The organism is Corallococcus terminator (assembly GCF_003611635.1).
In the GTDB taxonomy this organism is placed as follows: domain Bacteria; phylum Myxococcota; class Myxococcia; order Myxococcales; family Myxococcaceae; genus Corallococcus; species Corallococcus terminator.
Window position 1 is genome coordinate 14910 of record NZ_RAVZ01000023.1, and the last position, 25661, is coordinate 40570.

Sequence of the window (25661 nt, forward strand, 5' to 3'; positions counted from 1 at the left end):
ACCGGTGGGTGCTAGCCTGCCGCACCCTTCACCCTCCGATGACCGTTCCTGCACCACACCGCCCCCAGTTTCCCTCCCGCCGCAGCAACGGACTGTTCGCCTCGTTCGGACATGCGTGGGCGGGCCTCATCCACACCGTCGCCTGGCAGCGCAACATGCGCATCCACCTCATCTCCGGCGTGCTCGTCGGACTGGTGGGCAGCGGCATCCCCCTGGGGCTCGCGGAGAAGGTGACGCTCATCTTCTGCGTGCTGCTCATCTTCTTCGCGGAGATCCTCAACAGCGCGCTGGAGCAGTTGGTGGATCTGGCCGTGCAGCAGTTCGACGAGAAGGCCCGGCTCACCAAGGACGCAGCCGCCGCGGGCGTGCTCGTGCTGGCGGGCGGCACCGTCGTCATCTTCGCCGCCATCCTGATCAACTACTGGGAGACGGTGCGCACCAACACCGACGCCATCTTCCGGCAGGTCGCGCTGGGCCTGCCCCTGGCCGGGTGCGCCACGGTGCTCGTGCTGCCCCAGCCCCGGCCCGCGGCCATCGACGTGCTCGCGTTCCTCACCGGCTGCGGCCTGCTCGCGTTGACGGCGCCCACCTCCGCCAGCCTCGTCTTCACCGCGCTCACCGCCGCCCTGCTCTTCATCGCCGGGGCAGCGGCCCGCGAGCGCAGGCGCCATCCCCAGCCCTGAAGCCACGGCACATCATCCGACATGGACAGACATCAGGCGCGGCGCGTCATGAGGTCCAGGATGTCTGGAGACGGGCGAGCGGTAGGGACAAAAAAACCGGCGGTCGCCGGTTCGCTCCCACCACCTTGCGGGCGGGGACCCCGGAACCGGTCCGGAGCCCGCTCACCCGCGAGGGTCTGTCGCGCATCTTAACGGCCTACGCGCGCTGCTGCCACTCGGGCCCGGACTCGGGTGTTGGCTGGGCGGCACCCGCCTTGTCGCCTTCACGCAGGTCGGTGGTGACCAGCTCCAGCAGCTCCGTCGCGATGCCGATGACCTGGTGCGGCGTGTAACCGGCTGCGCGCAGTTGATTGAAGAAAGTGCGCGCCAGGATACGGGTGCCTTTTTGGTCGGTGCTCACGGGAATTGCCTCCGGAATCGGCGCCAGACCCCCGGGCGCCACGTCATCACTCGGCTGCTGAGTTCAACCGGCGTGCCAGAGGTTCTCTTCCAAACGGATTCTCCAACAGTCACCAGGGGTTGACGCCTGGAAGTGGACGGCACGGGAAGTGGAAGGTGCGAAGGGGGTTACGCACCCGGACGTGCCTTCCGCCCGCACGGCGGGAAACGGGTGCATCGGCGGGTACGCACCCACCCCGGGGCCTGCGGACGAGCGGCTCGTCTTTTCAAGTGCTTGCATTCCCACGGGTGGCTGGAGCACATACGCGCCCCCACCGAGGAGCAAAACCAAGATGGCGTACCGGGTGAACAACATCGGGCTGTGGCTGGACGAGCCGGAGGAGCTGCTCGGCCAGCGCGCCGCGGAGAAGCTGGGGGTCACCCGAAGCGACCTCTCCTCCGTGCGCGTGGTGCGCTCGGTGCTGGATGCGCGCAAGAAGGGCAGCCCGCGCTACATCTACACGTTGGAGGTGGAGCTGGCGCCGGGCAGGAAGGCGCCGAAGCTGCCGCCGGATGTCAGCGAAGCGCCGCCGCCGCCGGAGATGCTGCCGCGCGTAAAGGAGCCGGAGAAGCTGCCGCTGATCATCGGCACCGGACCCGCCGGGTTGTTCTGCGCGCTGGGCCTGCTGGAGCGCGGCGTGCGCAGCATCCTGCTGGAGCGTGGCCGCGAGGTGGTGACGCGCCGCAAGGACGTGGCGAAGCTCATGCGCGACGGGTCCCTGGATCCGGAGAGCAACATGAACTTCGGCGAGGGCGGCGCGGGCGCGTACACGGACGGCAAGCTGTCCACGCGCATCAACCACCCCATGGTGCGCAAGGTCATCGAGGCGTTCGCCCGCTACGGCGCGCCGGACCACATCCTCATCGAGGGCAAGCCGCACATCGGTTCGGACCTGCTGCCCGGCGCGGTGGCGAAGCTGCGCGACGAGCTCATCGCCGGCGGCTGCCAGGTGCACTTCGAGCAGCGCGTGGACGATCTGCTCTACCGCGACGGCCACATCGCGGGCGTGAAGATGGCGGACGGGCGCACCCTGGAGAGTGACCGCGTCATCCTGGCGCCGGGCAACTCCGCGCGCGAGCTGTACGAGCGCTTCGCCGCCGACGGACAGGTGAGCGTGGAGGCCAAGCCCTTCGCGCTGGGCTTCCGCGCCGAACACCCGCAGTCGCTCATCAACGGCATCCAGTACGGCGCCGCCGCGAAGCACTCGAAGCTGCCGCCCGCGGACTACAAGCTGGCGGAGAACCTGGACGTGGACGGCGAGGTGCGAGGCGTCTACTCGTTCTGCATGTGCCCCGGCGGCATCGTGGTGCCCACGCCCACGCAGGACGGGCTCCAGTGCACCAACGGCATGAGCAATTCGCGGCGCAACGCGAAGTTCGCCAACGCCGGCATCGTCGTGTCCGTGTCCGTGGCCGACTTCGAGCGCGAGGGCTTCCGCGGTCCGCTGGCGGGCCTGGAGTTCCAGCGGCACTGGGAGGAGAAGGCCTACAAGCTGGGTGGAGGCCGCTTCTATGCGCCCGCGCAGACCATCCCGGACTACCTGGCCGGCCGCGTGAAGAAGGACCCCGGGGACACCAGCTACCGCCCGGGCCTTGCGCACACGGACCTGAACCAGCTCTTCCCGGAGCGGCTGACGCAGTCGCTCAAGGCGGCGCTGCGCACCTTCGACAAGAAGATGCGCGGGTTCATCAGCGACGAGGGAAAGCTCATCGGCATCGAGAGCCGCACCAGCTCTCCGGTGCGCATCACCCGGGGCAACGATTTGCAGTCGGTGTCCATGCGCGGCCTGTACCCGGCGGGCGAGGGCTGCGGCTACGCGGGCGGCATCGTGTCCTCCGCCATTGATGGACTGCGCATCGCTGAGCAGATTGCCACCGAGCTGACTTGAGGTCCCCTCCCCTTCCGGGCAGGGTGGCCGGGGAGGGACACACCCATGGCGTACCGCGTGCGCACCCCTGACGGAGAGCTGATGTTCCCCTCGCTGGGCGACATTGAGCGCGCCTACGTGCAGGGGCTGGTGGACCCCGACGACGAGGTGCGCGAGGACGGCACGGAGAAGTGGCGCAAGGCCTCCTCGCTGCCCGTGCTGGCCAGGGCACGAAAGCCGCAGGGCACCCTGGCGTCCCGGTCCCAGACGCTCACGGTCGTGGGAGCGGTGGCCCTGGGCGTGTTCGCGCTGGTGCTGATGATCACCGGCAAGGAACCTGAAATCCGCATGATGGGCATCGCGCTGGCCCTGGTGGTCAGCGCCATGCTCATGCGGGTGACTTTCAAGGCCTACAAGAGGCCGCCCCCCGTCCTCTGACGACGCTTCCTCCCCTGCCCTCCAGGGCAGCGGCGGGGCCCCCGCCGACAGCAGGCCCCACACGGCCCATCTTCCAGAGAAGGCGCCCTCCAGGGTGCCTTCCATCGCGCTGGAGGAGGACCGCACCTTGCTCAGCACCTACCTGTCCCGAGAAGCCGCCCGGAAGCTTCGCCATGGAGCGCCCTGGCTGCGCCGCGAGGACATCGTCTCCATGGAAGGCGAGCCAGAGCCCGGCACGCCCATGCAGCTCAAGGACGAGGACGGACAGGTCCTGGGCCTGGGAGACGTGGACCTGGAGGCGTCCTACGCCGTGCGCCGCCTGGGCCTGCCAGACGAGGCCGTGGAGGGCCTCATCCCCCGCCACGTGCGCCACGCCTTCGAGCGCCGCGGGCGGCTGGTGGACGACCCGCGCTTCTGCCGCATCGTCAATGACGACGGCGACGGGCTGCCCGGCCTCATCGTGGACCGGTACGACCAGCACTTCGTCGTGCAGACGCTCACGCGCTCCATGGACGCGCGGCAGGAGGAGATCACCCGCACGCTGGGCGAGGTGACGGGGGCGGCCTCCGTGCTGCTGCGCAACGACACGCCCAGGCGCCAGGGCCTGGGCCTGCCCGCGCAGCGGCCCCACGTGATGTACGGGACGCCGCCGCGCTGGTGCCGCCTGCTGGAGATGGGCGCGCGCTTCACCGTGGACCTCACGTACGGCCGGGGCACGGGCTACGGGTACGATCACCGCGAGCTGCGCCGCTTCCTGAGCCGGACCGGCAACGGGGACCGCGTGCTGGATGTGGCCTGCAACGTGGGCGGCCTCTTCATCCACGCGGGTCGCCATGGGGCCAGGCAGATCCTCGCCTTCGACGGCAACGCGGACTCCGCGGACCTGGCACGCGAGAACGCGGAGGCCAACGGCCTGCTCGGCCGGGTGACGGTGGAACAGGGCGAGCCCCTGGCGGTGCTGCGGGCCCTCAAGGACACCTTCGACCTGGTACTGCTGGACACGCTGGGTGTGACCTCCGAGGAGGACTTCACCGAACAGGTGCGCCTAGCCCTGCGGCGAACGCGCCATGGGGGCAGGATCCTGGTGGTCGGATATCACCCACCGTTGGGCCTGGGGTCGTTCACGGAGGCCGTGGCCACGGCCTGCGAGTTGGAGGCGCGCATCGCCTTCCGGCTGGTACGGATGGGCCTGCCTCCGGACCATCCGACACCGGTCGGCTCCCCGGGCGCCGAGTACCTGGAGGCGGTGGCGCTCGAGGTGAGCTGAGCGGACGCCCGAGGGGCCCATGGCGACTTGTCTCGCCTGGAGGGGCCCCTCCGGTGGTAGTGTCCGCGCCGCGATGACTACCGAAAACGAAACCCAGGCCGCGTCTTCCACCCCGGAGGCTTCCGTCGAGACCGTCCGCAAGGTGTACGCGGTCGACCTGCGCGAGAAGGACCGCGTCAACACCGTCTTCCGCGTCACCAAGAAGGAGAAGGTGAACGCGCGCAGCGGCAAGGTGTTCCTCTCGCTGTCCCTGGCCGACAAGAGCGGCACCGTCGACGCACGCGTCTTCGACAAGGTGGACGCGCTCGAGCCCAGCTTCCAGAGCGGTGACTACGTCCTCGTGCAGGGCAGCGTCATCGTCTTCCACGGCCGCACCCAGGTGGTGGTGGAAGCCGTGGAGCGTTTGGATCCGGAGCCGCTCGACCCCAAGGAGTTCGAGCCGCCCCCGGCCCCTCCTGCCGAAGCGAAGCCCGCTGCGGAGGCGAAGGAGCCCCGCGAAGCGAAGGAGCCCAGGGAGGCCAAGGCCCCCGAGGCAGCGAAGGAGCCCCGCGAGCCCAAGGTGGACGGCAAGCCGGAGGCCCGTCACGAGGGCGGCGGTGGCCCGCGCGCGGTGGGGCAGATCCGCGAGCTCATCAACGAGCGCGTCAACGACCCGTACGTGAAGCAGTTGCTGGTGGCGTTCCTGGACGATGCGCAGGTGGCTGCGGGACTGCCCGTCGCTCCGGCGGCCAAGGGCGTGCACCACGCGTGGCGCGGTGGCCTGGCCGAGCACGTCCTGTCAGTGATGCGCCTGACGCTGCGCGTGTCGGACCACTACCCCATGGCGGACCGCGACCTGCTCCTGGCCGGCGCGTTCCTGCACGACGTGATGAAGGCGGGCGAGGGTTCGTCCGACAAGGGCTTCGAGAACACCGACGAGGGTCGGCTCGTGGGCCACGCGGTGCTGGCGGCGCAGAAGATCCGCGAGAAGACGCTGGGCATCCCCGGCTTCCCTCCCCTCCTGGAGCAGCACCTGACGCACCTGGCGATCTCCCAGCAGGGCACGGGCGGCGCCACCGGGGCCCGCCTGCCGCTGACGCTGGAGGCGCAGATCGTCGACTCGCTCAGCGCGCTCGACACCCGCATCTCCTCGTGGGTGGAGGCGATGCAGCGTGACCCGAACGAGCGCTGGACGGAGCACCTGCGCGCCCACGACCGCGCGCTCTGGAAGGGCTCCGTGCCCACCGGTCGCGGCCGTGCGCCCGTGGAGGGCGGCAGCGGCCGTCGCAAGCACCGCGAGGAGAAGCGCAAGGCCCGGGGCGACAAGGGTCCGCAGGCGCCGGCTGGCGCCGAGGGCACCACCGCTCCGGCGACCGAGGCGAAGGAGGCCCGTCCGGAGCGTCCGCCCCGGCCGCCTCGCGAGCCGCGCGCCGAGCGTCCTCCGCGCGAGGACCGTCCGCCCCGCGAGGAGCGTCCGGCCCGTCCGCCGCGCGAGGATCGTCCTCCGCGCGACGCCAAGAACCTGCCCGGCGAGTTGACCTTCAAGCCGTTCAGCGCGCTGGCACCGTCCGCGCCCGCGAAGTCCGGTGGTGAAGGAGAGGGCTCCTCGGAGGGCTGAAGTCCATGGCGAAGCGGCTGGGAGAGCGGTTGATTGAGGCCGGCCTCGTAACGCCAGGGGCCGTGGAGCAGGGACTGGAGCACCAGAAGATCACCGGCCACAAGCTGGGGGACTGTCTGGTGGAGCTGGGCCTGCTCCAGGAGGCCGCGCTGCTGCGGCTCCTGGCCAACGAGTTCCAGACCCGCTTCGTCACCGCGGACAAGCTGGCCAAGGTCCGCATCGACACGAAGGTGCTCGACAAGCTGCCGGTGCGGCTGGCGGAAGCGCAGAACGTGCTTCCGCTGGCCATCGATCCGGAGCGCAAGCTGTTGTCGGTGGTGGCCGCCGAGCCGCAGAACAAGTCGCTGCTCGATGAGATCGCACTCGTCACCAACATGTCGGAGGTCTACGCGTACATCGGCCTGCGCAGCGCCATCTCCGCCGCCATCCGCAAGCACTACTACGGCGACCCCACCGCGTTCACCGCGCTGTTGGAAGGTCCGCACGGCGGTGGGCCCCGGCGTCCGGAAGCCCCCGCGAGCAACAACGGCAGCTCGGACTCCGGACGCAGCGGAACTTCTCCCGGACGCAGCACCACCACCAGCCTGCAGATGCGCCTGGAGACGGACGCGCGGATGCGGCTGCGCGGGCCGGGCAGCGGCACCCAGGTGCGGGCCGCCACGCAACGGCGCGAACCGGGTGGCCCGCGCGGACTCATCAGCGACTCCGACTACGTGGAGACGCTGAGCCTCATGGTGGGCCTGCTGGAGCAGGACCGGCCCCGGCACCGGGGACACTCGGCGCAGCTTGCGCGGCAGGCGGGCATCGTCGGCCAGCGCATGGGCATGCCCCACAAGGAGCTGGCGGCGCTCTCCATCGCCGCGTACCTGCACGACCTGGGCAAGCCCGCGGAGCGGCACTTCTCGCTGGCGAGCAACGCGGCGAACGCGGAGTGGAAGGCCCAGGCGAAGGCGAGCTACCGCGCGCCGACGAAGCTCTTCGAGACGGTGCACCTGCCCACGCAGGTGAACACCATCCTCGCGCAGCTCTACGAGGCCTGGGACGGCTCCGGCACGCCCCAGGGCGCCAAGGGCGAGGACATCACCCTGGGCGCGCGCATCCTGGCCGCGGTGGACAGCTTCCTGGAGCTGACCAAGAACCCGGGCAACGCGCACGGCCGCGTCTTCACCAAGCAGCAGGCGCTGGAGCACCTGCGCAAGCACGCGGGCATCCTCTACGACCCGGTGGTGGCGGACATCGTCGGCCAGCTCCAGAGCGGGGAGCTGCTGGTGCACCGGCTGGCCAGCGAGGGCCGGCAGGTCCTCATCGCGGAACCAGACGAGACGACGCGTGGCGAGCTGCTGGAGGCGGTGCTCAAGCAGGAGTTGGTCGCGCACGCGCTGTCCACGCTGGACGGCGCGCTGGACGGCCTGGCGCGGCAGGACTGCGACGTGCTGGTGGTGAGCCTGCGTCTGGGACAGCAGGAGGTGATGGACCTGCTGGAGACCGCGCGCGCCGCGCCGGAGAGCGCGGGCCTGCCCATCGCGGTGGTGGGCGAGCCGGATGCGCAGGCGCGCGAGCGACTGCTGATGGCGGGCGCGACGGCGGTGCTCGCGCCGGGCGACAAGGCGGAGGTCGCGCGCACGGTGCACACGCTCTTCCAGGACCGGGTGCAGCACAACGGCCCGGGCCGGGTGGTGCGTGGCAGCTTTGACGAATTGCCCCCGAAGGAGCTGCTCCGCACGCTGGGCGGAGGCCGCAAGAGCGGAAGGCTCCAGTTGCGCCACCACACGCTGGAGGGCTACCTGCACCTGGAGCGGGGCCGCGTCGTCTACGCCTCGTTCGGCGGACACGCGGGCGAACCCGCGCTCCAGGCGCTGCTGAAGCTGAAGCAGGCGGACTTCCTCTACGATCCGGACGCGCTGCTGCTGGACATGCCGCAGCTCGACCAGGACCTGGAAGTCCTGGCCGGCGCGGTCAGCGCAGGGTGAGGTTGAAGAGGCGAGCCGCGTTGGCGGTGGTGACGGCAGCCACCTCCTCCAGCGGCACGCCCTTCAGCTCCGCCATCTTCTTCGCCGTCTCCAGCACGTGCGCGGGCTCGTTCTTGCGGCCCCGGTGCGGCACGGGCGCGAGGTAGGGACTGTCCGTCTCCACCATCAGGCGCTCCAGCGGCGCGAAGCGCACCGCGTCCTGAAGGGCCTCCGTCTTCTTGTAGGTGATGACGCCGGACAGCGACAGGTAGAAGCCCCGGTCCAGGTAGCGCCGCGCCGCGTCCGTGTCGCCGGTGAAGCAGTGGATGACGCCGTGGGTGACGTCCTCGGCCGCCAGCGCCGCGTCGCAGTCCTCATGCGCGTCACGCACGTGCACCACCAGCGGCTTGCCCAGGCGCTTCGCCAGCGCGCACTGGCGCCGGAAGACGGTGGCCTGCACGTCGCGGGGCGAGTGGTCGTAGTAGTAGTCCAGCCCGGCCTCCCCCACCGCGCGCAACTCCGGACGGGCGCAGGTGCGCTCCAGCTCCTCGAAGTCCGCCTCGGTGGCGCGGGCGGCGGCGTGCGGGTGGATGCCCAGCGTGGGCGACAGGAAGTCCGGGTGACGGGCGGCGATCTCCAGCGCGTTGCCCCAGTCCCCGGGGTTCTCGAACTGCCCCACCAGCACCGCGTGCACCAGGCCCGCGGCCCGGGCGCGCTCCAGCACCACCGCCACGTCCGCGTAGTCCTTCGGCTCCAGATGGCAATGCGCGTCAACCAGTCTCATGAGCCCTCCCGAAACAGCTCTTCCAGCTCCAGCCGCGCCTCTTCCGAGACGAAGGTGGCCACGGTCGCGCGCACGCGCTCCTGACCCTCCGCCACGCCCAGGCGCCACACGCCATCCGCCGCGTCCAGCCGATCATCCTCCGGCGCGGCGCGGTCCTCCAGGACGGAGAGCAGCCAGGGCAGGGCCCGCGCATCTCCCAGCCGGCCCAGTCCGCGCGCGGCGGCGCCCCGGCAGGGGTCCTTCGCGTCCTGGAGGATGTCCTTCAAGCGCTCCAGCGCACCCGGCACCTTCAGCTCGCCGCACAGCTCCACCGCGAGCGCCCGGTCCGCGCTCCACTTCTTGCGCGTGCGCTGCATCAGCCAGTCCGCGCCCTCCGGCGCGCCCAGCTTCAGCAGCACGCCCGCCGCTTGCGTCTTGTCGAACGCGGGCAGGAGCCACTTGCCGAACAACTTCTTCACCGCCGGCAGGGCCCGCACGTCCTCCAGCTCCGCCAGCGCGCCCAGGGCGCGAAAGCGCAGCGTGTCCACGTCCAGCGCGGCCACCAGCACGTCCAGGCCCGCGGGGTGCTTGAGGGCGGCAATGCCTCGCGCGGCCTCGAACCGCACCTCCGGCGTGGGGTCCTCCAGCATGCCCGCCAGCGCGCCCCGGGCGTGCGGCAGGGCCAGGTCCGCCAGCCGTCCGGTGGCCTCCAGCCGCACCCGGGTGTCGTCGTCGCGCAGGCGGGGCAGCAGCGTGTCCGGAAGCTGCTCCGGCGGCAGCACCACCGACGCGAGGCTCACGCCGGAGCGGCGCACCTCCGGCTGCGAATCCGCGAGCAGTCGCACCAGCGCGTCCGTGAACTCCGCGACGTGCGCGGACTCCTCGGAGGCCAGTTGGAAGAGAAGATCCGCCGCCTCGGCCCGGCTCGCTGGACGCTTTTCGCGCTCCAGGGTCAGCAGGGCGCGATCCCGTTCGGCACGCCAGTCCACCACGTCTCCTCACCTCGCTGCCGGGGGCGGTGAACCGCCCGGTGTGTCGTGTCCCTGGAACAACCCGTCCGGCCGCAGGCTATTTCTTGATACCGCCGGGTCCCGATGGATCGCCCGGCACTCCGTTTCCCGGCAGCCGCATGGACCGGCCCCGAGTCCCTTCACGTCGCCGCCGGGCGGTGATGCACCGCCCGGCGTTTCCTGCCCCAGACGCCTTTTCGCGAACGGAGCCGCCTACTTCACGTCACTGCCGGGGGCCACGTCGCCCGGGTCCAGCAGGGACAGGTCCTTGCCGCCCGCGCCGGCCGTCAGCAGCATGCCGCGCGACTCGATGCCCTTGAGCTTGCGCGGCTTCAGGTTCGCCACCACCACCACGCGCCGGCCCGCGACCGCTTCGGCCGTGTACGCCTCCGCGATGCCGGAGACGATGGTGCGCGGCGTGCCCTCGCCCAGGTCCACCTCCAGCTTGAGCAGCTTGTCCGCGCCCTTCACCTTCTCCGCGGCCACGATGCGTCCCGCCTTCAGCACCACCTTCGCGAAGTCCGCGTACTCGATGTCCGCGGCGGGGCCGGCCTCCGCGGTCCCCGTGCCCGCACCGGCGCCGGCGGACGCCTGCGTGGTGGGCACCGCGGGCTGCGCTTCAGGCGACTTCGCTTCCACGGACTTCTTCTCCTTCTTCTTGTCCTTGCCCCCAGACCCGGCGGCGGTGGAATCGGCCACAGCCGATTCCGGAGGGGCCTTGATGATGGCGTTGACCCGGTCCTCTTCCAGACGGGGCAGCAGCGGCTCCGGCGTGCCCAGCGGCCGGGAACGGTCCAGCAGTGGATACTTCGCGGTGGCCAGCGCCTGGAACGTCAGCGGCGGCGCATTCAACTGGGCGAACAGCCGCTCCGACACGCGCGGCGTCACCGGGGCCAGCAGCGCGCCCAGCAGGTACGCCACGTCCGCCGCGTCCGACAGGTCGGCCCGGGCGGCCTCCGCGTCCTTCTTCACCAGCGCCCAGGGTGCCTGGGTCTGGAGGAAGGCGTTCGCGGTGGAAGCAATGTCCGTGATGATCTTGATGGCGGCGCGGTACTCCAGCTTCTCGAACGCTTCGCGCACCTCCGGCACTCGGGCCAGGGCCTGCTCCACCAGCGTGCGCCCCGCCCCTTCCTGACGGCCCGGCGCGAGCTTCTTCTCCAGCGGGCCCGCCAGCATCGACAGCGCGCGGTTGGCCAGGTTGCCCACGTTGTTGACGAGCTCGCCGTTCACCCGCAGGCGGAAGTCCTTCAGGCTGAGGTCCAGGTCCTCCACGCCCGCGCCCAGGTTGGCCGCGTAGAAGTAGCGCAGGTAGCTGGGATCCAGCAGGTCCAGGTAGTCGCGCGCGGGCACCATGGTGCCGCGGCTCTTCGACATCTTCTCCCCGTTCACGGTCAGGTGCCCGTGCACCTTGATCTCATTGGGGATGTGGAACCCCGCGACCTGCAGCACGGCGGGCCAGAACAGGGCGTGGAAGTAGACGATGTCCTTGCCGATGAAGTGGACGATGCGCGTGGGTGCGCCCTTGTCCCAGTACTCCAGCGCGTCCTTCGCGCGGCCAGACTCCTTCGCCCACTTCTCCGTGGTCGCGATGTAGCCGATGGGCGCGTCCAGCCAGACGTAGAAGAACTTGTCCGTCTCCCCCGGAATGGCGAAGCCGAAATAGGGCCCGTCACGGCTGATGTCCCAGTCCGCCAGGCCCTTCTCGAAGAAGCCCTGGAGCTGGGTGGCGAGTCCCGGGTGGATGAAGCCGGGGCGCTTCAGGACCTCCTGCAGGAAGTCCGCATGGCGCGACAGCTTGAAGAACAGGTGCACGGAGTTGCGGCGCACCGGCGGCGTGCCGCACAGGGCACAACGCGCGTCGATGAGGTCCGTGGGGTTGTACGTCTTGCCGCACTTCTCGCAGGCGTCGCCGTACTGATCCGGCGACTTGCAGTTGGGACAGGTGCCGCGGATGAAGCGGTCCGGCAGGAAGCGCTTGTCCTTCTCGCAGTAGGCCTGCTCGATGTCGCGGCGGTCGATGTCGCCCGCGTCCTTCAAGCGCCCGTAGATGAGCTCCGCGTACTGGCGGTTCTCCGGCGAGTTGGTGGAGTGGAAGTAGTCGAACCGGACGTCGAAGTCCTGGAAGTCGCGCTGGTGCTCATCGTGGAAGCGCGCGACGAACTGCTCGGGCGGGATGCCCTGCTTCGCGGCGTTGATCTCGATGGGCGTGCCGTGGGTGTCGTCGGCGCAGAAATAGACGACGTCCTGACCGCACGAGCGGAGGAAGCGGACGTAGATGTCCGTCTGGACGTACTCGACGACGTGGCCGAGGTGGATGGCGCCGTTCGCGTACGGTAGGGCACTGGTGACGAGGATTCTCTCCGCCATGGACTCTCCTGAGGGCGGCGGACCATAGCCGCTCGGGCAAACGAGGTCATCGACCAACATGCGCCGCCAGAGGTGCATGGCCCGATGGTGGATGTTATCGACCGCCCACCATGTGCACCGTCCTCATCCTCCGCGACGTCCATCCCGAGTGGCCGCTGGTCCTCGCCGCCAACCGGGATGAGTTCTACGCACGTCCGGCCCACGGGCCGAAGGTCCTCTCCGAATCCCCACGCGTGGTGGGTGGCCAGGACGTGGAGCGGGGCGGAACGTGGATGGGTGTAACCCACGAAGGGGTGTTTGTCGGCCTGACGAACCAGCGGGGCGCCCGCGGCCTGGGCACGGCCCCCCGCTCCCGGGGCGAGGTCGTCCTGCGCGCCCTCCAGGCCGGTTCGGTGGAGGCCATCGAGCGCTACCTCGGCACCCTGCCCGCCCCGGAATTCCTGCCCTTCAACCTCCTCTACGGCGACGGGCGCGTCCTCCGGGTGGCCTACGCGCGGCCGGGCCATCCGCACCTGCTCCACGAGGACGTGCCGCCCGGCGTCCATGTGCTGCCCAACGACAGCCTGGACAACCTGGCCCTGCCCAAGGTGGCGCGGGCCCATGCACTCGCACAGGGCGTGGCGGGGCGCCCGTGGCCGGAGATGGTGACGGGGCTCCAGGCGGCGCTGGCCGACCATGCCCTGCCCCCTCGGGACGCGGCGACGGGGCCCTTGTCGGAAGATGGCCTGCCCGCCGACTTCCTCCAGCAGCTCCAGGCGCTCTGCATCCACACGGAGGTGTACGGGACGCGCTCGGCGGCCATCGTCGCGCTGGCGCCCGGCCGCGTGGGGCACTACCTGGCCACGGACACCTCGCCCTGCCGGGGAGACTGGCGCGACGTGAAGGGCCTGCTCACCGCGCCCTGAAGTCCTCGCGGCGGCGGTCCGGACCTCAGTCCAGCCGGGCCCGCATCACCGCGTCCCGGCCCGCGTCGTAGGCGGCTTCGAAGGCGGGACCCCGGCCGGTGAAGGCCTCCACGGGGGGCGCGGGCACGTCCACGCGGATCTCCCGCACGTCGCAGTCCAGGTCGCCCCGGTAGAAGGCCGGCTCGCCGGTGACGTTGATGGCGATGAGCCGGGCGCCGGGGAACTGCTGGCAGGCGTCGTGGATGGGGGTCGCGGACACGCGGTCCGCGCCCGGGTCGATGCGCTCCAGCGTCGCGTCCTCGAACAGCAGGGGGTTGGCGGCGCTCGCGGCGACGGCCTCCGACAGCGGCCCGTGCGTCACGGTGATGAGCCGCAGGCCCTGATCCGTGGGCGCCTGATGGAAGGTGACGAACGGCACGGGCAGGTCCTCCACCTGGGCCCCCGCGTAGAAGCGCTCCAGCACCTGGGTGAAACGCCCATGGCTCAGCCGGGGCACCGTCGCCGCGCCGCCCGCCGCGCCCAGCGCTCCCGCCGCGACCGCCGGGGCCAGCGCGCCGCCCGACACCAGCACCGCCAGCAGGCCCACGGCCGCGCCCACCGCGCCCCGCGCAGCGGTCGTCTTGCGCGTCTCCTGCTCATAGTCCGCGAAGAAGGCCCGGTAGCGCTCGCGCAGGTGGCCCCTAGGTTCGGCGGCGTAGAGCCCTCCCACCACCGCGCCCATGCTGTTGCCCACGACGCAGTCGATGGGGATGCCCCGGGCCACCAGTGCGTCCAGCGCGCCCACGTGCGCAAGCCCCTTGGTGCCGCCCACCGACAGCACCACGCAGGTGCGCGAAGGCGCCCCACGCACGCCGCGCCGGCACGACACGGCCCCGAAGCCCACCATCAGCGCCAGCAACACCACGCCCAACCGCCGACCCATGCATCCTCCTGCGGGAAGTCCGGGGACCCTACCCCGTTCCCGCTCGCCCGGCGTCGCGGCTCGGGACGGCCCGCCGGGTCGGTCGCCCTCCTTCAGCGGCATGCGGATCCATCCGGGACGCGCCTGCATCCGGCAGCCCGCCAAAAACACGACCGCCCCCGAGACATGGCGTCCCGGAGGCGGAAGATGGACCTTCACGGTGCCCGGCGTGGTGTCACGCCGGGCGCGTGGAGATGCTTAGTACGTGGCCTTCAGCGACGTGCCGCTGTAGGCGGAGTAGCCGCGGAGCATGATGTACATCTTGCCCGCCGCCGTCTTCGCCGCCGCGCTGCACGACTCCGCGTTGCCGGAGAGGTACGGACGGCAGTCGTAGGACGTCGTCGTCGGCGCGGAGCCGAACTTGATGTACATGTCCGCGTCACCCGTGCCACCGCTCAGCACGTAGGTGGAGGCCTTCGAGGCCGGCAGGTCGATGCAGTACGAGGTCTCGGAGCCGGAAGCGCCCGACAGGCCCGTCTTCGCGACGCCGTTGGTCAGCGCGATGCAGGTCGGAGGCGTCACCGTGCCGCCCACGCCCACCGCTTCCCACGCCGCCGTCACGGCAGCCTGCGTGGCCGCGTCGTAACCCAGCGCCACCGCGGCCTGGACCGTCCAGGTCTTCGCCTGGGCGAACGTGGTGCCCGCCGTGAAGAGGTCCGTGTTGGCCTTGTACCAGATGCGCGCGGCCTTCTCGACGCCGATGGCCGGCACGTTGATGGTGGAGCGACCGCGCGGGTGCACGCCGCCCTTGGAGAGCAGCGCGAACGCCAGGTTGGGCACGCCCGAGCTGTAGTGCACGTCCGTGCTGGACGTCACGTTGGCCGCCCAGTCCTTGGACGCGCCGTCCTTCGCCGGGTCATCCATGTAGCGGAGCGCGTCGTTCGCCGTGCCGGGCGTCCAGACGTCCTCGCCGACCATCCAGATGGCCGCCGCGGTGCTCCAGCCGTTCACGCGGCTCTCGCAGACGGCGCCGAACGTGTCGGACATCGCCTCGTTGAGGCCGCCGGACTGGCCGGAGTACGTGAGGTTGGACTCGTACTCCGTCACCGCGTGGGTCAGCTCGTGGACCGTGACGTCCGCGTCCTTGCCCAGCTCGATGGAGTTCACGCCGTCGCCGTCGCCGTACACCATCTGGGTGCCGTCCCAGTAGGCGTTCACGTAGTTGCGGCTGTAGTGCACCGTGCTGATGAGCGCCGTGCCCGCGTTGTTGAGCGAGTCGCGGTTGAACAGGACCTTGTAGCAGTCGTAGGTGTAGCCCAGCATGTCGTAGTTGGTGTCGACGTGCGAGTCACCGATGGCCGCCTGGCCCTCGCTGCGCTTGAGCGTGCCCGGCGTGCTGGTGCCGTTGTTCGCGCTGTACACCTTGCGGTTGAGCGCCGTGTGGATCTCCGGCACCGTCAGCAGCGTGGCGCCGTTGAGCGCGTCCACATAGACGCGGTTGCGCAGCGGCATCAGGGCGCTCTCGCCCGTCACCGTCACCTCGTGCGCCAGGCGCAGGCGCTGGTCATCCTGCGACCGGACGTACACCAGGCGCGAGCCCGTGACGGCCAGCAGCGTGCCCTGCGTGTCGCGCAGCGCCGCCGTGCGGGCGGCCTCCACGGCGACCAGCGGACGCGCGGACAGCGTGCCACCGGCGCGGGCCGAACCGTTCGCGCCGAAGATGGCGCCGGTCGGATCCACGTGCACCACCAGCTCCTCGCCCACCACCGGCAGACCATTCAGCGTCTGCGCGTAGCGGATGTGCGAAACGCCCTGCTCATCCACCGACACCCGGCGGACCTGCAGGTCCGACGCGCTCAGGCGGAACAGCGACGCGATGCCCGGCATGGAGCCGGCGATGGCCGTGTGCACGTCCGCCGCGGCGAAGCCCGTCAGGGGGCGATCCGCCTGGCCCAGACGACCCTGGATGGTGTGAGGCGTTCCGTCCGCGTTCGTTCCGACAATCTGGGCGCCAGGAATCACGCTCAGCGCGCTCTGCACATCCGCGACTTCATCCGGCTTCTGCTGATCGTTCGAGGGATTGGATTCACCGACGCCGCAAGCGGCGAGGGGAAGGGTGGCCAGCAGCGCGGCAACGAAACGAGTGGTGCGAACCAAGGTGGTTCCTCCTGCCAGGCGAAAGGGGGTGTCGCCGTGGCAGCGCTCCACTGAGCATTCTTCGGGCCAACGCCTTAAGTGCTCGGAATGCCTCGCATCACGAGAAGGCATCGAAACCGGGCTGGCACATGAATGCCCAGTAAATCTTCTGAAATGTGCAAGCAACCGTTACGCAGGCATTGCCAGGTGGCTGATTCCACTGGAGATTTCAGACGTCGCCGCGCGCTGTCCTCAACCGTGACAGTGCACGCAGCGTGTGTCCTCTATTCAGGCAATCCATGGCTGACAGCTTTTTCTTGGTGAGCAAAGCACCGCCGGGTTTCACACCGCACGCGGTCGCTCGCACGTGATGCAGCCAGCCGGGCGGGTGCGTCAGCGCGGAGCACCGAGCAGTACGCGGGCGCGTCCGTCCATGGGCAGCGCGACTTCTTCCACCGCCGTGAGGCCCGCGTCGCGCGCGACCTCCGCCAGGTGCCGCATCCACGGTTTGTAGGGCATCCCATTGTCGGAGCAGCAAGGGACGACAGCGAAGCCCAGGCCATGGCGCGCGGCGTATTCGATGATGATCCGCGTGGCCCCGTCGGGGTGCATGCCCACCACCAGCTCCGCTTCGCACGGCTCTTCCAGGGTGAAGGGCCGCTGCGCGTACTGCACCGGCAGGTGCTTGTGGCGCAGGTCGAAGGTGGTGACGGTGCGCCCACGCTGGGTGAGCGCCTCGTTCAGCTTCCCCATTCCACCCGCCACGTCATAGACGCGGGTGGCCTGGGGGAAGCGCGTGACGAGGAGGTCCGCGAAAAGGTCGAAGCGCCGCTTGTCCGCCATGGCCCTCCTCTACCCCAGGCCCGGCCCGGCGCGCACGCACCGGATGCCGGCCGCCGGACTGGCCGCTCCTCAGGGGCGGGTGCAGACCGTCCAGAGGAGCCGTTCGATGACGAGCTTCCCGCTGGCGGAGGACTTCAGCGCCAGGTCCGCGTCCGCGCACGCCACCAGGGCGTTGAGCAGCTCGCGGCGCTCGTAGCGCGCGGCGGCCTGCATGCCAAAGGCGAGCGCCCACGCGTTGGGCGTCTTGCGCCTGGCGGCCTTCAGCTCCGCCTCCAGCTTCGGAAGGATGCGCGTCTCCACGTCGCGGCCGTTCTTCGGAGGCTGGCCTCCGCCGTAGCGCTCCAGCCAGGCGTGGTTCTCCAGCAGCGAGCGGACGATGGAGGCCACCGCGCCCAACAACTGCAACGCGTGCGTCCCCTGCCCCATCGCGTCCTCGGCGTAGGACAGCGCGTCCTTCAGGTCGCGCTTCTGGAGGGCCTCCGTCAATTCGAAGAACTCCTCCTCGCGCGCGTGGTGCACCAGCAGCGTCACGTGCGCCGCTTCGATGGTGGGCCCTTCGGCGTAGACGGCCAGCTTCTCCAGCTCCGACTGGAGCAGCCGGATGTTGCCGCCAATGCGCTCCTTCAGCCCCTCCAGCGCGCCCGGTCCCAGCTTCTTCTTCAGGGGGGCCAGGAACTCGCGGGCAATCTCACTGAGGTCCAGGTCCTTGTGCCGCGCGGCCACCTTGCGCTCGAAGAGGCGGCCCTTGTCCTGCGCGAACTTGAGCAGCGGGCTGCGCGAATCCACGTCCGTCGCCGCCAGCACCAGCGCGTGGCCCGTGGGTACGCCCTTCTGGAGCAGCTCCAGCAGCGCGGACGCGTCGCCCTCCGGCGCGCTGATGCGCTCCTCGCGGCAGAAGGTCGCGGCCTCCTGGAGGAAGGCGAGGTCCGCCTCCGCCAGGTCCACGTTGAGTTCGTCCTTCCACTGCTCCACCGTGGGCGCGCCGGGTACGCGCGGGTCCAGTTGATCCACGCCCCAGCCCGCGCGGCCCGCGAGCGCCAGCAGCCGACGGGCGCCTTCCTTGCGCTTGCCCGCCTTCCACGCGTCGCGCGCCTTGGCCAGCGCGTCGCCCTTGCCCTTCTTGGGCGCGATGAACTCCGGGTCCCGGACGAGCACCACCTTGCGCCCGGGGAACAGCGGCAGCGTGGCCAGCTCCTGCGCCACCTCGCGCGGGGAGGCCGCGTCCAGCACCGCGAGGTTCAGCCCCATGGCGGCATCCGGCACCAGGGTCTTCACCAGCTCGTCGGCACCCTTGCGGACGAGGAACTCCTCGCCCCACAGCAGGTACAGCGGCCACACCTTGCCGCCCTTCACCTCCGCCAGCACCTCGTCCATGTCCGCGCTCAACGGCCCTCCACGCACAGCTCGATGAGCAGGCGCTCCAACTGCAACCGGGGTGCTCCATTGCGCGTACCGATGGCCACGCGCGCCGACTCCAGCAGCGCATTGCGCCGGTGCAGCGCGGCCTCCGACGTGCGATTCGCCACCTCCGCCGCCAGCGCCTTCAGGTCCCGGTTCGCCATCCCCGCCTCCGCCTCCGCCTTCGCGAGCGCCACGTCGCGCGTCCACAACAAGAGCAGCTCCAGCGTCGCGTCCGCGTCCTCGCGCGACCCGCCATGGCCTTCCGCGAAGCGCAGGAGGCCCGGGATGTCATTGCCCCGGAGGGCCTCGAACGCGGTGATGACATCCTTGCGCCGCGCCAGCGCCTTCACGTCCAGCGCGAGCGCCCGGCCCAGGCTGCCGCCGGACATCACCGCGGCCAGCGTGGCGGTGTCCGCGTCCAGCTTGCGCTCCTGCCGCACGTGGTCGGCGACCAGCTCCACCGGCAGCGGGGCGAAGTGCACCTTGCTGCACCGGCTGCGGATGGTGGGCAGCAGCCGGTCCATGGCGCTCGCCACCAGGATGAGCGTCGTCTCCGAGGGCGGCTCCTCCAGCGTCTTGAGGAAGGCGTTCTGCGCCTGGACGTTCATCTGTTCGGCGCTGACGATGATGGCCACCTTGCGCTTCGACTCCAGGCCGCGCAGCGCCAGGCGCTCCTGGAGCTGCCGTATCTGCTCCACACGCAGCTCGCGGCTGGGCGTGCCGGTGAAGTCCGAGCGGCCGGCCAGGCCCCGCGACACGCGCTCGTCGTCCGGCATCACGTACGTGACGTCCGGGTGCAGGCCCTTGGCGATGCGCACGCAGCTTGTGCACTTGCCGCAGCCGACCTCCGGGGCCTCCGGGCACGTGAGGGCCTGGGCCAGCCCCACCGCGGCCAGCTCCTTGCCGACCCCCTCCGGGCCGGCGAACAGGTAGGCGTGGTGCACCGAGCCCGTCCGCAAGGCGGATTGGAGCGCGTCCATCGCGCGGGGCTGTCCCTGCACCGAGGCAAGCGTCATGGGGGCGTGTATCTCCGCTCGGCGAGCACCCGTCAACCGCCGCCTTGACCCCCACGCACGCGGCCAGTCAGATTCAGGGGCGTGCTGAACTTCCTCGAAGGCCATCTCCCCCTGCTGGCGGGGGTCATCCTGACGGTGCTCCTGCTGGGCATCCGCGGCAGCACCCGCGACCCCGACCTGCGCGACGACCTCCGGGGCGCGGTCAGGATGCTCATCGCATTCCTCGTGCTGCGGCTGGTGTCGCGCTTCCTGCCGGAGGCGGGCACGTCGGACGGGCTGCGCAAGGCCGTGAGCGTGGGCTGGATGCTCACGTTCGCCTACGGCGTCATCCGTGCGGCGGTGGCGTTCGCGCTGAAGCTCGTGCGGATGCGCTCGCCGGTGACGACGCCGAAGATTCTTCGCGACGTCATCGACTTCACGCTGTACGCGCTCGCGACGGTGCCCATCCTCCAGAGCCAGCTCAACCTGGATCTGGCGGGCCTGCTGGCCACGTCCGCGGTGCTGACGGTGGTCATCGGTCTGGCGCTCCAGGAGACGCTGGGCAACCTCTTCGCGGGCCTGTCGCTGCAGTTGGACCGCCCCTTCGAGGTGGGCGACTTCATCCGCATCGGCGAGCACACCGGGCGCGTGATGCACATCGGGTGGCGCTCCATCCGCATCGCCAACTTCCGGCGTGAGGTCATCACGCTGCCCAACAGCATGGTGGGCAAGGAGCACGTGAAGAACTTCACCCAGCACCACGAGCCCGTGGGCATCGAGGTGCAACTGGGCGTGTCGCTGGACGCGCCGCCCAACCAGGTGAAGCAGGCGCTGCTGGACGTGGCCCGGGAGATTCCTCAGGTCCTCGTGCAGCCGCCGCCCATGGCCCGCACGGTGTCCTTCACGGACTCCAACGTGCAGTACATGGTGCGCGTCTTCCTCAACGACTTCGCGCTGTCGGACAGCGTGAAGGAGGAGCTGCACACCCGGCTGTGGTACCGGCTGCGCCGCGAGGGCATCGAGCTGCCCCACGCCCAGCGCACGGTGCACGTGCGCCGCGAGGCCACCACGAAGCGCCGCGACCTGGCCGACACCACCGTGCGCGACCTCTTGCGACAGGTGGACCTGTTCGCCCCGCTGGGTCCGGAGGAGCTGGAGCGCCTGCACCGCGAGGTCGTCGTGCGCCGCTTCGGCCAGGGCGAGCGCATCATCCAGGAGGGCGAGGAGGGCGGCACCTTCTACGTCGTGGCCTCGGGCGAGGTCAGCGTGAGGGCCGGCACGCTCCAATCGGAGATCACCCGCCTGGGCCCGGGCCACTACATCGGGGAGATGTCGCTGCTCACCGGCGAGCGCCGCGCCGCCACGGTGGTGGCCCTCCAGGACTCCGTACTGCTGGAGCTGGACCGTCCCACCTTCGCGCGCCTGTTCTCCGACCACCCCGGACTGGCCCGCCAGCTCTCCGCGCAACTGGCCCAGCGCCGCAACCAGTTGCGCGCCGTGGCCCTGTCCTCCGGCGGCGGACCGGACCACACCCCCGAGGCAGGTCGCATCCTTGGACGGCTGCGTCAGCTCTTTGGCTTGACGCACGAATAGTGGCTTTCCGCGAGAGTACTTCCGGGGCAATCCCGACCCGCCGGACCTTCCGGAAGGGCGCGGTGTGGTGGGCTGGACGGCATGCATCCAGCCTTGCGTCCAGGGCCTTTGACGCTCGGCGCCGGAAGGGTCTAAACGTTCACATATGCAATCCGTCCGTGGCTTCCCTGCGCGATTAGGTGCCTTGCTCCTGCCTGGCGCGCTGCTCATGGTCCTGCCCCAGAGCGCGGCGGCCACGGCACAGGTAAAGCCAGACGCGACGCGCGCGGGCCTGGAGAAGCTGTCCCACCGCCGCGTGTTCTTCGGTCACCAGTCCGTGGGCGGCAACATCCTGGAGGGTGTGCGCGGCCTGCCCTCCACGGCGAACACGCCAGCGCCCTCCTTCGTCGAGGTGAAGGACGCGTCGGCGACGCTCGCGCCCGGCACCTTCGCGCATGCGCTGGTGGGGCAGAACGAGCAGCCGGAGACGAAGCTCGCGCACTTCGCGCAGCTCCTGGACGGAGGGCTCGCGAAGCAGGTGGACGTGGCGCTGCTGAAGTTCTGCTACATCGACTTCAGCACGGGCACCGACGCGAAGGCCCTCTTCGAGAAGTACCGCGCCACCCTGGCGGGCCTGAAGACGCGCCACCCGGGCGTCACCTTCGTGCACGTCACCGCACCCCTGACGACGGTGCAGCGCGGGGCGAAGGCCTGGTTCAATGAGTTGCGTGGCCGGTCCGTCTTCGGCGTCGGGGAGAACGTGTCGCGCGAGGCCTTCAACGCGCTGATGCGCCAGACGTACGGCGGCAAGGAGCCGCTGTTCGACCTGGCCGCGCTGGAGTCGACCCAGGCCGACGGCACACAGGAGACGTACGAGGTGAATGGCCGCGCCTACCCGGCGATGGTGCCCGCGTACTCGGACGACGGCGGCCACCTCAATGCGCAGGGACAGGCGCGTGTGGCCTCCGCGTTCATCACCTTCCTCGGCGCCCTGCCGGAAGCCTCGCGTGAGGCCCCGGCCGCCGCGAAGGCCAATCCCTGACATATGCGCATTCCCTTGATGATGATGCTCGGCCTGGGGCCGACCGTCGCGCGTCTGAAATTGCGCCGCTGCAAGAAGGTGGGAGCGGTTCCCACCGTCTGGGGGCGCGTCTGGATTCACGGCGAGGGTGAAGTCGAGGTGGGCCACCGCGTGGTGTTCGACGCGCGGCTGGCGCCCATTGAATTGCATGCGCAGCGGGGGGCTCGCATCGTGATTGAAGATGACGTGACCATCGAAGGAGGCAGCTCCATCGAAGCGCAGTCGTACGTGGTGGTGGGCGCGCGCAGCCACCTGGGCATGTGGTGCAAGCTCTTGGACAACATGTACCACCCGCTGCGCGGCAACCGGCACGAGCGACCCAAGTCGACGCCGCTGGTGGTGGAGGAAGGCGTCACGGTGGGCAGCCGCGCCATCCTGCTGCCGGGCACGCACCTCCAGAAGGGCGCGAGCGTGGCGTCGGGGACGGTCATCTCCCGCCGCATTCCCGCGGGCGTGTCGGTGGGCGGCTCCCCGGCGCGGGCGCTGCGGCGCGAGGTGGCGCGATGAGGCCCCTGCTGCCTTCCACGGCGGAGGCCGCGCAGGTGGTGCGCGCGGGCCTCAAGCTGGTGCACACGGAGGTGCTGCCTCGCGCGGAGCGGGCCGTGGGCGTCGCGCGGGCCCGGTGGCTCTTCCGCGCCTTCCGCCTGGGCCAGGGCGTGGCGGCGTACGGACCGGTGACGGCGCGCAACGAGGGGCACGCGGAGCTGGGCGACAAGCTGACGTTCCTGGGCGGCATGCTGCCCACGTCGGTGGTCTGCTATTCGGGCGCGCGGCTGCTGGTGGGCGCGGAGACCCAGTTCAACTACGGCGTGTCCCTGGAAGCGTGGGAGTCGGTGCAGATTGGCGCCCGGTGCATGTTCGCGTCGTTCGTGCGCGTGAGCGACCGGGACGGCCAGCGCATCGCACCCATCATCATCGAGGACGACGTGTGGGTGGCCCACGGCGCCATCCTGCTGCCGGGCGTGCGCATTGGCGCGCGGTCGGTGGTGTCCGCCGGCAGCATCGTTTCGCAGGACGTGCCCCCGGACTCGCTCGCCATGGGCAACCCGGCGCGCAGCATGACCCTGGACCTGGTGGCCCGCGAAGCCACCGGCACCTAAAGGGCGCCCGGCCTTCTTCGCCGCCCGGTGTTCAAGCAAAGCGCGCCGGGTGCGTTGTTCTCATAACCGCCTTTCCACACCCCATCGCCAGACAGGATCCACCCCATGAGCACGCGCGACACCCTCCGCACCTTCATCGTCGACACCTTCTTCGTGGACGAGTTCGGCGACGACGACTCCTTCCTGCGCAAGGGCCTCATCGACTCCACCGGCATGATGGAGCTGGTGGCCTTCATCGAGTCGGAGTTCCACATCAAGCTCGACGACAAGGAGCTGGTGCCGGAGAACCTGGACTCGCTCACGCGCGTGGTGGCGTTCGTGGGTCGCAAGCAGGCGCTGTCGAAGGCGAGCTGAGCCCACCATGTGCGGCATCGCGGGCTTCACCTTCGCGGCGGGCGGGGACACGGCTCCGGCACTCCACGCCGACCGGCTGCGCCGCATGACCGCCAGCATCAAGCACCGGGGCCCGGACGCGCAGCGGGCCCTGCTGCTGGACGGCGCCGCGCTGGGGCACGCGCGGTTGTCCATCGTGGACCTCGCCTCCGGCCACCAGCCGATGCGCGACGAGGCCACGGGCCTCACCGTCGTCTTCAACGGCGAAATCTTCAACCACGTGGAGCTGCGCGAGCAGTTGTCCGGCGCGTATGCCTTCCGCACGCGCTCCGACACGGAGGTCATCCTCGCGGCCTTCCTCACGTGGGGCATCGACTGCGTGCGACGCTTCGAGGGCCAGTGGGCCTTCGCGCTGTGGGATCCGCGCGACCGCACGCTGTGGATGTCGCGCGACCGGGTGGGCATCTGCCCGCTGTTCTACGCGACGCTGCCGGGGGGCCAGTTGGCCTTCGCGTCGGAGGCGAAGGCGCTCTTCGCGAGCGGACTCGTCGCCCCCGCGCTGGATGCCCGGGGCCTCAAGCAGACCTTCCAGCTCTGGGCGCCCGTGGCGCCGCGCACGTCGTTCGAGGGCGTGTCGCTGCTGCCGCCCGCGCACACCGCGAAGTGGCAGGACGGCCTGCTGACGCTCCAGCGCTACTGGGACCTGGACTTCGGCGTGACGCCGGATGCGCCGGACGCGCCCCGCCTGCTGGAGGAGCTGGGCGCGGTGTTGGATCGCGCGGTGCGGCTGCGGCTGCGCGCGGACGTGCCGGTGGCGGCGTACCTGTCGGGCGGACTGGATTCGAGCCTGCTGTGCGCGCTGGCGCAGGAGCAGTTGGGCGGCACGCTGCGCACCTTCTCCGTGGGCTTCGCGCACGCGCGGTTCGACGAGCGCACGCACCAGGCGACGGTCGCGGAGCAACTGCGCACCGAGCACCGCGTGGTGGAGATGCGCGACGGGGACATTGGCGCGCTGGTGCCGGGCGTCATCTTCCACGCGGAGCAGGCGATGATGCGCTCCGCGCCCGCGCCCTTCCTGCGGCTGAGTGGCTGGGTGCGCGACCACGGCATCAAGGTGGTGCTGACGGGGGAAGGGTCGGACGAGATGTTCCTCGGCTACGACCTGTTCAAGGAGACGAAGGTGCGCCAGTTCTGGGCGCGCCAGCCGGACTCGAAGTACCGGCCGCTGCTGCTGCGCAAGCTCTACCCCACGCTGTCGGTGAGCCAGCAGAACGTGGAGCTCCTGCGTGAGTTCTTCGGCCAGGGGCTGGAGACGCCGGACGCGCTGGCGTTCTCGCATCTGGTGCGGTGGGGCAACAGCGGCCGCATCCTGCGCTTCCTCGCGCCGGAGTTCGCCGCGCGGGTGGCGGACGAGGATCCGGTGGCGTCGGTGCTCGCGTCCGTTCCGAAGGCCGTGGCCGGGTGGCGTCCGCTGGCGCGGGCGCAGTACCTGGAGGCGCGCACGCTGCTGTCGGGCTACCTGCTGTCCGCGCAGGGCGACCGCATGCTGTTGGGCAACGCGGTGGAGGGGCGCTTCCCGTTCCTGGACACGGGCGTGATGGAGTTCGCCGCGCGCGTGCCGGAGCAACTGCGCCTGCGGGGCCTGGATGAGAAGCACCTGCTCAAGCGCTACTCGAAAGGAAGGGTGCCCGCGTCCATCCTGGAGCGCAGCAAGTTCCCCTATCGAGCCCCCATCGCGGGCGCGCTGGTGGGTCCGGAGGCTCCTGCCTGGGCGCGCGAGTTGCTCGCACCGGAGGCGGTGGCCACCACGGGCGTCTTCGACGCGCGCAAGGTGGAGCGGCTGGTGGCGAAGCTGCGCGCGCCGAACTCCGCGGAGAGCGAAGCGGACACCATGGCCCTGTTCGCCGTGGCGTCCACGCAGTTGCTCGCGCATCACTTCCTCACCCCGCGCGCGGTGCCGCAGGCGGATGTGGACGCGGTGCAGTTGGAGGCCGCGTGAGCACACCGATGCACA

General features: G+C 70.5%; 22 protein-coding genes. 13 read left to right on the forward strand and 9 right to left on the reverse strand.

Translation table 11 applies throughout. The features are described from left to right. Positions 1-38: 38 nt before the first annotated feature. Positions 39-683, forward strand: a complete 645-nt coding sequence (locus D7V88_RS05655; RefSeq protein WP_120539573.1) for a diacylglycerol kinase — start codon at positions 39-41, stop codon at positions 681-683. A gap of 196 nt (positions 684-879) precedes the next feature. On the opposite strand, the gene D7V88_RS05660 is transcribed toward D7V88_RS05655, so the two are convergent. Then, positions 880-1083 (reverse strand): hypothetical protein, encoded by a 204-nt coding sequence (locus tag D7V88_RS05660; RefSeq protein WP_244238001.1) that lies wholly within the window; start codon positions 1081-1083, stop codon positions 880-882. Between the two features lie 331 nt (positions 1084-1414). Between D7V88_RS05660 and D7V88_RS05665 the strand changes: the two genes are divergently transcribed. The 5 genes from D7V88_RS05665 to D7V88_RS05685 all read left to right on the forward strand — a co-directional run bounded on the left by D7V88_RS05665 (position 1415) and on the right by D7V88_RS05685 (position 8261). Further along, positions 1415-3010, forward strand: coding sequence for an NAD(P)/FAD-dependent oxidoreductase (locus D7V88_RS05665; RefSeq protein ID WP_120539575.1), 1596 nt, complete (start codon positions 1415-1417; stop codon positions 3008-3010). A gap of 45 nt (positions 3011-3055) precedes the next feature. After that, entirely contained in the window at positions 3056-3427 is a 372-nt protein-coding gene (locus D7V88_RS05670) for a hypothetical protein (RefSeq protein WP_120539576.1), read from the forward strand. A gap of 127 nt (positions 3428-3554) precedes the next feature. Continuing rightward, a complete protein-coding gene (locus tag D7V88_RS05675; protein WP_120539600.1) occupies positions 3555-4694 on the forward strand; it encodes a class I SAM-dependent rRNA methyltransferase in 1140 nt (379 codons plus the stop codon). A gap of 73 nt (positions 4695-4767) precedes the next feature. Continuing rightward, a complete protein-coding gene (locus D7V88_RS05680) occupies positions 4768-6291 on the forward strand; it encodes an OB-fold nucleic acid binding domain-containing protein (protein ID WP_120539577.1) in 1524 nt (507 codons plus the stop codon). 5 nt (positions 6292-6296) lie between these two features. Further along, complete coding sequence (locus tag D7V88_RS05685) at positions 6297-8261, forward strand: HD domain-containing phosphohydrolase (RefSeq protein ID WP_120539578.1); 1965 nt, start codon at positions 6297-6299, stop codon at positions 8259-8261. On the opposite strand, the gene D7V88_RS05690 is transcribed toward D7V88_RS05685, so the two are convergent. The 3 genes from D7V88_RS05690 to metG all read right to left on the reverse strand — a co-directional run bounded on the left by D7V88_RS05690 (position 8248) and on the right by metG (position 12380). Next, the gene (locus tag D7V88_RS05690) at positions 8248-9024 is read right to left on the reverse strand and encodes a TatD family hydrolase (RefSeq protein ID WP_120539579.1); all 777 of its coding nucleotides are present in this window, start codon (positions 9022-9024) and stop codon (positions 8248-8250) included. The two genes, D7V88_RS05685 and D7V88_RS05690, sit on opposite strands and share 14 nt — an antisense overlap. Continuing rightward, on the reverse strand, positions 9021-9995 hold the full coding sequence (locus D7V88_RS05695; RefSeq protein WP_208726134.1) for a HEAT repeat domain-containing protein: 975 nt from the start codon (positions 9993-9995) through the stop codon (positions 9021-9023). The genes D7V88_RS05690 and D7V88_RS05695 overlap by 4 nt, the downstream gene beginning before the upstream one ends. Positions 9996-10226: 231 nt before the next feature. Further along, on the reverse strand, positions 10227-12380 hold the full coding sequence (gene metG / locus D7V88_RS05700) for a methionine--tRNA ligase (RefSeq protein WP_120539580.1): 2154 nt from the start codon (positions 12378-12380) through the stop codon (positions 10227-10229). A gap of 110 nt (positions 12381-12490) precedes the next feature. Between metG and D7V88_RS05705 the strand changes: the two genes are divergently transcribed. Next, positions 12491-13285 carry an NRDE family protein gene (locus tag D7V88_RS05705; RefSeq protein WP_120539581.1) on the forward strand — a complete coding sequence of 265 codons (795 nt, stop codon included), beginning with the start codon at positions 12491-12493 and terminating at the stop codon, positions 13283-13285. A gap of 25 nt (positions 13286-13310) precedes the next feature. Here D7V88_RS05705 and D7V88_RS05710 read toward each other — a convergent pair whose 3' ends face one another. From D7V88_RS05710 to holB, 5 genes are all read right to left on the reverse strand, one after another. Beyond that, positions 13311-14207, reverse strand: coding sequence for a patatin-like phospholipase family protein (locus D7V88_RS05710; protein WP_158625008.1), 897 nt, complete (start codon positions 14205-14207; stop codon positions 13311-13313). A 237-nt stretch (positions 14208-14444) separates the two neighbouring features. Next, entirely contained in the window at positions 14445-16343 is a 1899-nt protein-coding gene (locus D7V88_RS05715; protein ID WP_120539583.1) for a M4 family metallopeptidase, read from the reverse strand. A 372-nt stretch (positions 16344-16715) separates the two neighbouring features. Then, the gene (locus D7V88_RS05720) at positions 16716-17165 is read right to left on the reverse strand and encodes a hypothetical protein (protein WP_120539584.1); all 450 of its coding nucleotides are present in this window, start codon (positions 17163-17165) and stop codon (positions 16716-16718) included. A gap of 69 nt (positions 17166-17234) precedes the next feature. After that, a complete protein-coding gene (gene holA, locus D7V88_RS05725; RefSeq protein ID WP_372241068.1) occupies positions 17235-18539 on the reverse strand; it encodes a DNA polymerase III subunit delta in 1305 nt (434 codons plus the stop codon). 8 nt (positions 18540-18547) lie between these two features. After that, positions 18548-19582, reverse strand: a complete 1035-nt coding sequence (gene holB / locus D7V88_RS05730; protein WP_120539586.1) for a DNA polymerase III subunit delta' — start codon at positions 19580-19582, stop codon at positions 18548-18550. Between the two features lie 81 nt (positions 19583-19663). Here holB and D7V88_RS05735 point away from each other — a divergent pair, with 81 nt between their 5' ends. The 6 genes from D7V88_RS05735 to asnB all read left to right on the forward strand — a co-directional run bounded on the left by D7V88_RS05735 (position 19664) and on the right by asnB (position 25646). Continuing rightward, positions 19664-21154, forward strand: coding sequence for a mechanosensitive ion channel family protein (locus D7V88_RS05735; protein ID WP_120539587.1), 1491 nt, complete (start codon positions 19664-19666; stop codon positions 21152-21154). A 184-nt stretch (positions 21155-21338) separates the two neighbouring features. After that, positions 21339-22175 (forward strand): hypothetical protein, encoded by an 837-nt coding sequence (locus D7V88_RS05740; protein WP_244238002.1) that lies wholly within the window; start codon positions 21339-21341, stop codon positions 22173-22175. 3 nt (positions 22176-22178) lie between these two features. After that, positions 22179-22721 carry an acyltransferase gene (locus D7V88_RS05745; protein ID WP_120539589.1) on the forward strand — a complete coding sequence of 181 codons (543 nt, stop codon included), beginning with the start codon at positions 22179-22181 and terminating at the stop codon, positions 22719-22721. After that, positions 22718-23314 carry an acyltransferase gene (locus D7V88_RS05750; protein ID WP_120539590.1) on the forward strand — a complete coding sequence of 199 codons (597 nt, stop codon included), beginning with the start codon at positions 22718-22720 and terminating at the stop codon, positions 23312-23314. Before D7V88_RS05745 ends, D7V88_RS05750 begins: the two co-directional genes overlap by 4 nt. Before the next feature lie 105 nt (positions 23315-23419). Further along, positions 23420-23668, forward strand: coding sequence for an acyl carrier protein (locus D7V88_RS05755; RefSeq protein WP_120539591.1), 249 nt, complete (start codon positions 23420-23422; stop codon positions 23666-23668). 7 nt (positions 23669-23675) lie between these two features. Next, positions 23676-25646 carry an asparagine synthase (glutamine-hydrolyzing) gene (gene asnB / locus D7V88_RS05760; protein ID WP_120539592.1) on the forward strand — a complete coding sequence of 657 codons (1971 nt, stop codon included), beginning with the start codon at positions 23676-23678 and terminating at the stop codon, positions 25644-25646. Positions 25647-25661: the final 15 nt, after the last annotated feature.

Excerpts from the sequence above, each read along its gene's own strand:
- D7V88_RS05655 (WP_120539573.1), top strand. The coding sequence starts at position 39 with ATGACCGTTCCTGCACCACACCGCCCCCAGTTTCCCTCCCGCCGCAGC.
- D7V88_RS05665 (WP_120539575.1), top strand. The coding sequence starts at position 1,415 with ATGGCGTACCGGGTGAACAACATCGGGCTGTGGCTGGACGAGCCGGAG.
- D7V88_RS05670 (WP_120539576.1), top strand. The coding sequence starts at position 3,056 with ATGGCGTACCGCGTGCGCACCCCTGACGGAGAGCTGATGTTCCCCTCG.
- D7V88_RS05680 (WP_120539577.1), top strand. The coding sequence starts at position 4,768 with ATGACTACCGAAAACGAAACCCAGGCCGCGTCTTCCACCCCGGAGGCT.
- D7V88_RS05685 (WP_120539578.1), top strand. The coding sequence starts at position 6,297 with ATGGCGAAGCGGCTGGGAGAGCGGTTGATTGAGGCCGGCCTCGTAACG.
- D7V88_RS05690 (WP_120539579.1), bottom strand. The coding sequence starts at position 9,024 with ATGAGACTGGTTGACGCGCATTGCCATCTGGAGCCGAAGGACTACGCG.
- metG (WP_120539580.1), bottom strand. The coding sequence starts at position 12,380 with ATGGCGGAGAGAATCCTCGTCACCAGTGCCCTACCGTACGCGAACGGC.
- D7V88_RS05705 (WP_120539581.1), top strand. The coding sequence starts at position 12,491 with ATGTGCACCGTCCTCATCCTCCGCGACGTCCATCCCGAGTGGCCGCTG.
- D7V88_RS05710 (WP_158625008.1), bottom strand. The coding sequence starts at position 14,207 with ATGGGTCGGCGGTTGGGCGTGGTGTTGCTGGCGCTGATGGTGGGCTTC.
- D7V88_RS05720 (WP_120539584.1), bottom strand. The coding sequence starts at position 17,165 with ATGGCGGACAAGCGGCGCTTCGACCTTTTCGCGGACCTCCTCGTCACG.
- holA (WP_372241068.1), bottom strand. The coding sequence starts at position 18,539 with ATGGACGAGGTGCTGGCGGAGGTGAAGGGCGGCAAGGTGTGGCCGCTG.
- holB (WP_120539586.1), bottom strand. The coding sequence starts at position 19,582 with ATGACGCTTGCCTCGGTGCAGGGACAGCCCCGCGCGATGGACGCGCTC.
- D7V88_RS05745 (WP_120539589.1), top strand. The coding sequence starts at position 22,179 with ATGCGCATTCCCTTGATGATGATGCTCGGCCTGGGGCCGACCGTCGCG.
- D7V88_RS05750 (WP_120539590.1), top strand. The coding sequence starts at position 22,718 with ATGAGGCCCCTGCTGCCTTCCACGGCGGAGGCCGCGCAGGTGGTGCGC.
- D7V88_RS05755 (WP_120539591.1), top strand. The coding sequence starts at position 23,420 with ATGAGCACGCGCGACACCCTCCGCACCTTCATCGTCGACACCTTCTTC.
- asnB (WP_120539592.1), top strand. The coding sequence starts at position 23,676 with ATGTGCGGCATCGCGGGCTTCACCTTCGCGGCGGGCGGGGACACGGCT.